Annotated in this window: 9 protein-coding genes; 7 read left to right on the forward strand and 2 right to left on the reverse strand. The window is 35.8% G+C overall.

Annotated features, from left to right (window positions below):
* Positions 1-40: 40 nt before the first annotated feature.
* The 4 genes from QNJ66_RS05130 (at position 41) to uvrB (ending at position 4,644) form a co-directional block, all read left to right on the forward strand.
* A complete protein-coding gene (locus tag QNJ66_RS05130) occupies positions 41-292 on the forward strand; it encodes a hypothetical protein (protein WP_300503666.1) in 252 nt (83 codons plus the stop codon).
* Positions 289-1,452: a murein transglycosylase A gene (locus QNJ66_RS05135; RefSeq protein WP_300503668.1), complete on the forward strand. Its 1,164-nt coding sequence runs from the start codon at positions 289-291 to the stop codon at positions 1,450-1,452. The genes QNJ66_RS05130 and QNJ66_RS05135 overlap by 4 nt, the downstream gene beginning before the upstream one ends.
* A 117-nt stretch (positions 1,453-1,569) precedes the next feature.
* Complete coding sequence (locus tag QNJ66_RS05140; RefSeq protein ID WP_300503670.1) at positions 1,570-2,496, forward strand: PEP-CTERM sorting domain-containing protein; 927 nt, start codon at positions 1,570-1,572, stop codon at positions 2,494-2,496.
* 138 nt (positions 2,497-2,634) lie between these two features.
* Entirely contained in the window at positions 2,635-4,644 is a 2,010-nt protein-coding gene (gene uvrB / locus QNJ66_RS05145) for an excinuclease ABC subunit UvrB (protein WP_300503672.1), read from the forward strand.
* A 19-nt stretch (positions 4,645-4,663) separates the two neighbouring features.
* Here the strand turns inward: uvrB and QNJ66_RS05150 are convergent, their stop codons facing one another.
* A complete protein-coding gene (locus tag QNJ66_RS05150; protein WP_300503674.1) occupies positions 4,664-4,879 on the reverse strand; it encodes a DUF2283 domain-containing protein in 216 nt (71 codons plus the stop codon).
* A 2-nt stretch (positions 4,880-4,881) separates the two neighbouring features.
* Positions 4,882-5,112, reverse strand: coding sequence for a hypothetical protein (locus QNJ66_RS05155; RefSeq protein WP_300503676.1), 231 nt, complete (start codon positions 5,110-5,112; stop codon positions 4,882-4,884).
* A 356-nt stretch (positions 5,113-5,468) separates the two neighbouring features.
* Between QNJ66_RS05155 and QNJ66_RS05160 the strand changes: the two genes are divergently transcribed.
* The 3 genes from QNJ66_RS05160 to QNJ66_RS05170 all read left to right on the forward strand — a co-directional run bounded on the left by QNJ66_RS05160 (position 5,469) and on the right by QNJ66_RS05170 (position 8,204).
* Complete coding sequence (locus QNJ66_RS05160) at positions 5,469-6,617, forward strand: branched-chain amino acid ABC transporter permease (RefSeq protein ID WP_300503678.1); 1,149 nt, start codon at positions 5,469-5,471, stop codon at positions 6,615-6,617.
* A gap of 370 nt (positions 6,618-6,987) precedes the next feature.
* Positions 6,988-7,896, forward strand: a complete 909-nt coding sequence (locus QNJ66_RS05165; RefSeq protein WP_300503680.1) for a ParB/RepB/Spo0J family partition protein — start codon at positions 6,988-6,990, stop codon at positions 7,894-7,896.
* A gap of 86 nt (positions 7,897-7,982) precedes the next feature.
* Entirely contained in the window at positions 7,983-8,204 is a 222-nt protein-coding gene (locus tag QNJ66_RS05170; protein ID WP_300503682.1) for a hypothetical protein, read from the forward strand.
* Positions 8,205-8,247: the final 43 nt, after the last annotated feature.

The raw sequence follows: 8,247 nt of genomic DNA on the forward strand, positions 1-8,247 counted from the left end.
CGGATAATAGGAAAGACAAAAATTATTTGGAGCGTTAAATATGCCTAGAAAACCCGATGAATACGCCGTATTCTTGTTTCTTTCCAGTGGCCACCGGGAAGAAGTACGTTTTTCTCAAATTCAGGACTTCCAAAAATGGTACAGTGGCGAAATTGTCCCTAACTTTGATTCTGAACAGTTTATTAATGTTCCCATCAAAAATATTCAGGGAGAATATATGGTGGTTCGTCCGTCTAGTATTATGGCCATTCGGGTTGAACCCGTCTTTTTTGGTAGTGTGGAACGAATATGAGACAAGCGATCGCAACGATATCTATGGGACTGGGATTAATTCTTTTCCCTCCTCAAATCATTATGGCAGAAACTATGCCATTAAATCAGGTTAAACCCACAGAAATTAACTCAGTTTGGGGAGAAGATGCAAAACTTTGGGGAACTTCTGGGGAACCAGGGGATAAATGGTCATTAATTCGGGCTATTAATCATAGTTTACGTTATTTAGATACTCCTAAAGCTGCGGAGGTTTATAATAATTATCCTGTTTCTGGTATTACCCGCGATCGGGTGCGTCGTTCTTTAATTAGATTTAAACAATTATTGAAAACTGCGAAAACCCCCCAAGAGTTTCAACAAGCAGTGGAAAAAGAATTTATTGTTTATCAATCTGTAGGTCATGATAATCAGGGAACTGTGCATTTTACAGGGTATTTTGAACCTGTTTATACTGGCAGTCGTCAACGGACTTCTGAGTATCGTTATCCTTTATATTTGGAACCACAAAACTTTGCAAACTGGAAAAAACCCCACCCAACAAGATTAGAATTAGAAGGAAAAGATGGGTTAGGTAAGAACAGTATTATTAGGGGTAATGAGTTAATTTGGATGCGCGATCGCTTGGAAGCTTATTTAGTTCATGTACAGGGTTCTGCTCGCATAAAATTGACCAATGGAGAGACCATAACAGTGGGTTATGATAGCAGTACGGATTATCCTTATGTGAGTATTGGGAAGGAAGTAGTTAACGATGGAATTTTTTCTTTAGACGATTTAACATTGCCAAGATTAATGGAATTTTTAAATAAAAATCCCCAAGAATTAAGTAACTATTTACCTCGTAATAATCGCTTTATTTTCTTCCGTGAAACTGGGGGGCAACCACCACAAGGAAATTTAAGTGTTCCTGTTACCGCAGAACGTTCTATTGCTACGGATAAATCCCTTATGCCTCCTGGTGCTTTAGCATTAATTAAAACCCCCATTCCTTATGTTAGTAAAACAGGAGAAATGGAAACAAAATTGGTGAGTCGTTATGTTTTAGATCAAGATACAGGTAGTGCCATAAAAGGAGCAGGAAGAGTCGATATTTTTATGGGAACGGGTCAAGAAGCAGGAGATAGAGCCGGTTTAATTAGTAATAATGGACAACTTTATTATTTGTTATTAAGGAATTAAATTATTATAATGCTTTACCAGAAAAAATATCCTATAAAATTCGGTTTTACCTAAACCTCCACCTAAAAAAGAAACTTGTGTTATTCTGTTGAGCATAAATACTAATAAGACTAAAAAATGAATTTCCCAATTTCAACATTAAAAATCACAACAATCATCAGTGCAGTAGTATTAGCGACTCCCTTGAGTGCTTCTGCTGCTACCTTTCTTGATCTCGATACTGTGAGTCCAGGTACTTCTGGTACTGGTTCCTTCACTGGGACTTTAGGAGGTGTGGATGTTACTGGAAGCTTATTATCTGGGGGGAGTTCTGCCTATAACATCAGGGCAATCGGATCAACTTTTGCTGATTCTGTTATTGATATAGCAATAGACAGGCTAGTTAGGACACATAAATTATATTTTAAGGGAACAGGGAACAGGGAACAGGGAACAGAAAAATGTCCTAATAGCTTTGGCGACTGCTATAATAGTTCTCCTCAATATAGTTATCCCAATATCTATACCCCATTTGAACTTCTTACTGACCAAGTTGGCTATGGCAAATCCCCCACAACCGAAGCAGCAATTCTAGAAATTGAGTTTAGTGAAGTTGTAACTAACCCCATCTTTCATGTTACCAATCTCGATAGGATGGTTTATGATTTCACTCCTAGTGGTTTAACCCTTGGTGATTTAACCCTATTAAGTGGTAACGGTGGTAACGGTGACGGTTTAGCCTTGGATACTACTAACCCCTGGATTGTTGATGCTAACCCTAATACCCTAGCAGCAGTTGCACCAAGTGTTGCTCCCCCAACCACAGGAAACCGTTCAGCTTATGGTTCAGTACAGCTTAATGGAACTTTTACCACTTTGACGATTAATTTAATTTCTAACCCTGCTAATCTTAGTGGGGATGGGGGAGCATTTACAATCAGTTTAGATGAGGATATTCCGCCAGTTCCTGAATCTTCTCCTCTGGCGATGTTAGGGGTAATCGGTACAATTGCAATGGGAACAACTGTGAAGCGCAAGTTAACTCAAGGTAAAAAGAAAGCGTAAATGACTTAATAACATTTACACAAATTTATTCATATTCTTTTGTTACTAAAAACGCATTAAAGATGCGTTTTTACTTATTTTGAGAAAATAAAAAATAAATTAATTGCTTCTTAATATTAAGACTAAAAATTATTTTTGATGATTACTTCTTCTATTTTTCAACTAAAAGCACCATTTAAACCTACAGGTGATCAACCCTCTGCCATTAAAAAGTTAACAAAATCTATCGAAGCAGGAAACCGTTTTCAAACCCTATTAGGGGCAACCGGAACGGGAAAAACTTTTTCCGTTGCTGCGGTGATTGAAAACATAGGAAAACCTACTTTAGTTTTGGCACATAATAAGACTTTAGCAGCGCAATTATGTAACGAACTAAGACAATTTTTCCCTAATAATGCTGTGGAATATTTTATCAGTTATTACGATTATTATCAACCGGAAGCTTATATACCCGTTAGTGATACTTATATAGAAAAAACTGCTTCTATTAATGATGAAATTGATATGTTGAGGCACTCAGCAACAAGGTCATTATTTGAGAGACAAGATGTGATTGTTGTTGCTTCTATTAGTTGTATTTATGGGTTAGGAATGCCTGCTGAATATTTAAAAGCTTCTGTGCCTTTGGTAGTAGGAAAAGAAGTGGATCAAAGACAACTATTAAGGGACTTAGTTACTATTCAATATTCTCGTAATGATCTGGAGTTACAAAGAGGAAGATTTAGAGTCAAAGGAGATGTGTTAGAAATAGTTCCAGCTTATGAAGATAGAGTAATCAGAGTGGAGTTTTTCGGAGATGAAATTGATGCTATTCGTTATTTAGATCCTGTTAGCGGAGATATTTTAAATAGTTTAAAAAATATCAATATTTATCCTGCACGACATTTTGTAACCCCAGAAGAACAATTAGAATTTGCTTGTGAAGCCATAGATATTGAATTAAAACAACAAGTAGAATGTTTAGAAAAAGCGGGTAAGCTATTAGAAGCACAAAGAATAGATCAAAGAACTCGTTATGATTTAGACCTCTTAAGAGAGGTTGGTTATTGTAACGGTGTAGAAAATTATTCCCGTCATTTAGCTGGAAGAAAAGCAGGATCACCCCCAGAATGTTTAGTGGATTATTTCCCTAAAGATTGGTTATTAATTGTTGATGAATCCCATGTTACTGTTCCTCAAATTAGGGGAATGTATAACGGCGATCAAGCGAGGAAAAAAGTATTAATTGATCACGGTTTTCGCTTACCAAGTGCGGCGGATAATCGCCCGTTAAAATCAGAAGAATTTTGGCATAAAGTAAATCAATGTATCTTTGTTTCTGCTACTCCTGGAAACTGGGAAATAGAACAATCAGAAGATAAAATTATTGAACAAATAATCCGTCCAACAGGAGTATTAGATCCAGAAATTTTTGTCCGTCCAACTGAAGGACAAGTTGATGATTTATTAGGAGAAATAAAACAAAGAGTTAAACTCCAAGAGAGAGTATTAATTACAACATTAACAAAACGAATGGCAGAAGATTTAACCGAATATTTTCAAGAAAGAGACGTAAAAGTACAATATCTACATTCTGAAATTAAATCCATTGAACGTATAGAAATTTTACAAGGGTTAAGAAATGGTGAATTTGATGTATTAATCGGTGTTAACTTATTACGGGAAGGATTAGACTTACCAGAAGTCTCTTTAGTAGCTATTTTAGACGCTGATAAAGAAGGATTTTTAAGGGCGGAAAAATCCTTAATTCAAACCATTGGTAGGGCAGCACGTCATGTTAATGGACAAGCTATATTATACGGGGATAATTTAACCGATAGTATGATCAAAGCAATGGAAGAAACAGAAAGAAGAAGAAACATTCAAATCGCTTATAATAAACGGCATAATATCACACCCAAACCGATTATTAAAAGGTCAAGTAATGCTATTTTATCCTTCTTAGATATTTCTCGTCGTTTAAATTCTCAAGAGTTAGAAGAAGTTTACACACAAGCAGATGATTTACCCTTAGATAAAGTTCCCCAATTAATCGAACAATTAGAACAACAAATGCAAGAAGCTGCCAAAAATTTAGAGTTTGAAGAAGCAGCAAAATATAGGGATAAAATTAAACATCTTCGGGATAAAATATTAGGACATCAGTGATATTTTTATATTTTATTAATTATAGCAAAGTAACTGCTTGAATAGGTAAAGATTGGGCTTCTAAACGAGTGAGATCAACTGTTAAACTGGCCTGATCAATATCAATACCAACTAACTGACCTTCTTCATCAAAATCTAAGACAATATTCGGGACAATTTCTTGAGAATCAACGCTAGTTTTAGGAGATAAACTAATATAAAGGGAATCGGTTTCAGGATAATAGTTAAACTTCATAATTACACCTTGAAATTTCGGTCTGGAAAGGCATTATGGATGGTTTCTCCATCTTCTAAAGTAACCACTCGTAGATATTTTCCCAACTCTTTAATATAGCACCAATGGCGAATTCTTCCATTAGGTTCAAATATTTTTCTGATGGGATTTTGAATTGCTTGCTCACACCATTCTCGCTTAAGATAAGGTCTTTTAACTAAGACTTGTTCTTCAAAATAGCGAGTCGTTTTCAAAAATTTCCTCCTGACAAAAATCTAACAATTTTGAGCGAATATTATCAGTAATATCTATCATATCATTATACTTGATTTCTTCCTAAAATGAAAAAAATTACTTATGTTAGTGGCTAAACTTCATAAATAAGTGGATTATTATCTTAAAAACTTCAATTTAATACAATTAAACTTAATGATTACAGAAGTTAAACCTACTATTAATTGGTATTTTAGCTAATTTATAAACTGTTTTGAATAACTTTAAGTCTCAGTTATTAATCAAAATGACTGAGATTTTCTTATGGGAAGGTTACTAGGAAATTTTCCTTGATTACTGTATAATTTCATTGCCATTAATCTTCACTTTTTTATTTATGGATAACGCCTTATTAGAGCAACTCATTGGCATTAGCGGTTACATCATCTATATCACCACCTCAGCAGCAGTATACGGTATTTTTGCCCTGGGATTAAACTTACAATGGGGGTTTACTGGACTAATTAATTTTGGTGTGGTAGGTTTTATGACATTGGGGGCTTATACTAGCGTCTTATTAACTATAAAAGGGTTTCCCTTCATCATCGCTGTTTTAGCAGGGGCTATTTTAGCAGCTATTTTAGGGTTATTAATTGGACTTTCTACCCTACGTCTTCGAGAAGATTATCTGGCTATTGTTACTATCGGTGTCTCAGAATTAGTTCGTTTAGTAGCCTTAAATGAAGAATGGTTAACTAATGGGGCATTAGGGTTAAGACAATACCCTTTACCTTTGAATATAGAGGCAAATTTTCCCATCAAATTATCATTAATTCTCGTGTTAACATTGTTGGCTGTTTATGCAGAATGGACACTCTATAAAAGTTTAGCTTTTCAATGGAAACAAAATAAAGAAATACAAGGAAAAAGTTATCAACCGAGAAAACCTTTTAGTTTAATTATTTGGGGAATTATTGCCACTGCTTTAATTTTATTAGTGTATATTACAGGGACAACTGCTCTTTGGTTTTATACTTATAAAGCAGGATTAATGGTCTTAGTTTTATCAGTTTTAGCCATTATTTATGCTGGGTTAGAATTTTTGGTTCATTCTCCTTGGGGACGGATTCTTAAAGCCATTCGAGAAGACGAAGAAGTGCCTAGAGCATTGGGTAAAAATATTCTTTTATATAAGTTACAATCATTTATGTTAGGAGGTGCGATCGCAGGAATTTCTGGGGCTTTCTTTGCTTGGCAATTAACTACTATTTTCCCCGATAAGTTTGAGCCTTTGATTACTTTTAATACTTGGATTATTGTCGTTTTGGGTGGTTCAGGAAGCAATGCAGGAACTCTTTTAGGGGCGGTTATTTTTTGGGCTTATGACTCTTTAACTCGTTTTGTTTTACCTCAACTACAAATTTTAAGTCCTAGTCAATTAGGGTATTTTAGAGTCATGGTTATTGGTTTAATTTTGATGATTTTAATGGTTTGGAGACCCCAAGGTATTCTAGGGAAAAAAGAAGAATTAACTTTAGGTCGTTAGTTGCTTAACTTTTTTCTCATACTTGTGAGGTACAGAGGTTATCCCTTTGAGGCAGGAGGCAGGAGGCAACCCACCCCTAACCCTACCCACCCCCGCCCCTCCCAGGAGGGGAGCCAGGAGGGGAACAGGAGTTAGGTGTACCTCATGAGTCCGAAAAAGCTATATTTTGAATCTTTTTGAACGACAAAACCCAATCTAGGGTAAGGTTAACCAAGCTACCAGGCTATTGTGCTAACCGCCTCCGATTGGGTTGGAAAATGTATTGGGGATTTTATATCCCTACTACTAATATAGCAAAGATTAATCTAAGGCATTACAGAAAATCGTTTAAAATTAAAATTAATCATTAATCTCTATATTAGTTAATTTTATGGCTCAATCTCGAAAACGAGCATCCTCCCAAAGCATTGATAACCCAAATATTGCACCGATTGGTCAATGGCTCGATATTGAACAAATTCAACTCCCACATAGGCAACCCCGACGCTCTTTTAACCGAGAAAAGTTAGAGGAATTAAAAGCATCTATAGAAGAATATGGCATCTTAGAACCCTTGATTGTTCGACCCCTTAACGATCGCCTTTATGAGTTGGTAGCAGGGGAACGTCGTTATCGTGCAGCGAAAAATGCAGGAAAAACACAAATTCCTGTGATTGTTAAAGATATCGATGAGCAACAAGCGTTTGAGTTAGCTTTGCTAGAAAATATGCAACGGGATGACCTTAACGCTATTGATGAAACAGAAGGGATGCTGGAGTTGATTCGTCAAAATTTAGATATTGCTTCTAATCAAGAGGTAATTCAACTTTTAAACAAGGCGGCCAATGCTCAAAGACGCAATCAAGATTTGACGGATAACGTTACACGTCAGATACAAATTATTGATGAACTGTTCATTAAGATAGGGCGATCTAATCGGGAGAGTTTTCGCACCAATCGTCTACCCTTATTAAATTTGCCTGATGATGTCTTACAAGTGTTGAGGCAAGGTAGATTAGACTATACCAAAGCTAAGGCGATCGCTAAACTTGAGAGTGAGATTGATCGCAGAAATTTGATGGAGTTAGTCATCACGGAAAAATTCACCTTGAGCCAAATTAAGGAAAAGATTCAAGAAATTTTGGAAGAAACACAAACAGTGACAAGGGTTAGTCGCTCAAAAGATTTATATGCACAGTTTAAGGCTATCACCAAAATTCAATCCGATGCTTGGCAAGATGAAGATAAAAAGGCTCAACTGGAAGCTTTGTTGATCCAGCTTAAAGAGATTTTGGAGTAACACATCTCATTGCTCAACATTTGACGGATAACGTTACACGTCAGGCGATCGCTAAATTGGAGAGTGAGATTGACCACAGAAATTTGATGGAGTCAGTCATAACTGAAAAATTAACCTTGAGCCAAATTAAGGAAAAGATTCAAGAAATTTTGGAAGAAACACAAACAGTGACAAGGGTTAGTAAATCAAAAGATTTGTATAGAGAATTTAAAGCTATCACCAAAATTCAATCCGATGCTTGGCAGGATGAAGATAAAAAGACTCAACTGGAAGCTTTATTGATCCAGCTTAAAGAGATTTTGGAGTAACACATCTCATTGCTCAACATTTGACGGATAACGTTACACGTCA

It is taken from the genome of Crocosphaera sp. (assembly GCF_030064895.1).
In the GTDB taxonomy this organism is placed as follows: Bacteria; Cyanobacteriota; Cyanobacteriia; order Cyanobacteriales; family Microcystaceae; genus Crocosphaera.

Coding starts and splice junctions, on each gene's coding strand:
- QNJ66_RS05130 (WP_300503666.1), top strand. CDS start 41: ATGCCTAGAAAACCCGATGAATACGCCGTATTCTTGTTTCTTTCCAGT.
- QNJ66_RS05135 (WP_300503668.1), top strand. CDS start 289: ATGAGACAAGCGATCGCAACGATATCTATGGGACTGGGATTAATTCTT.
- QNJ66_RS05140 (WP_300503670.1), top strand. CDS start 1,570: ATGAATTTCCCAATTTCAACATTAAAAATCACAACAATCATCAGTGCA.
- uvrB (WP_300503672.1), top strand. CDS start 2,635: ATGATTACTTCTTCTATTTTTCAACTAAAAGCACCATTTAAACCTACA.
- QNJ66_RS05150 (WP_300503674.1), bottom strand. CDS start 4,879: ATGAAGTTTAACTATTATCCTGAAACCGATTCCCTTTATATTAGTTTA.
- QNJ66_RS05160 (WP_300503678.1), top strand. CDS start 5,469: ATGGATAACGCCTTATTAGAGCAACTCATTGGCATTAGCGGTTACATC.
- QNJ66_RS05165 (WP_300503680.1), top strand. CDS start 6,988: ATGGCTCAATCTCGAAAACGAGCATCCTCCCAAAGCATTGATAACCCA.
- QNJ66_RS05170 (WP_300503682.1), top strand. CDS start 7,983: ATGGAGTCAGTCATAACTGAAAAATTAACCTTGAGCCAAATTAAGGAA.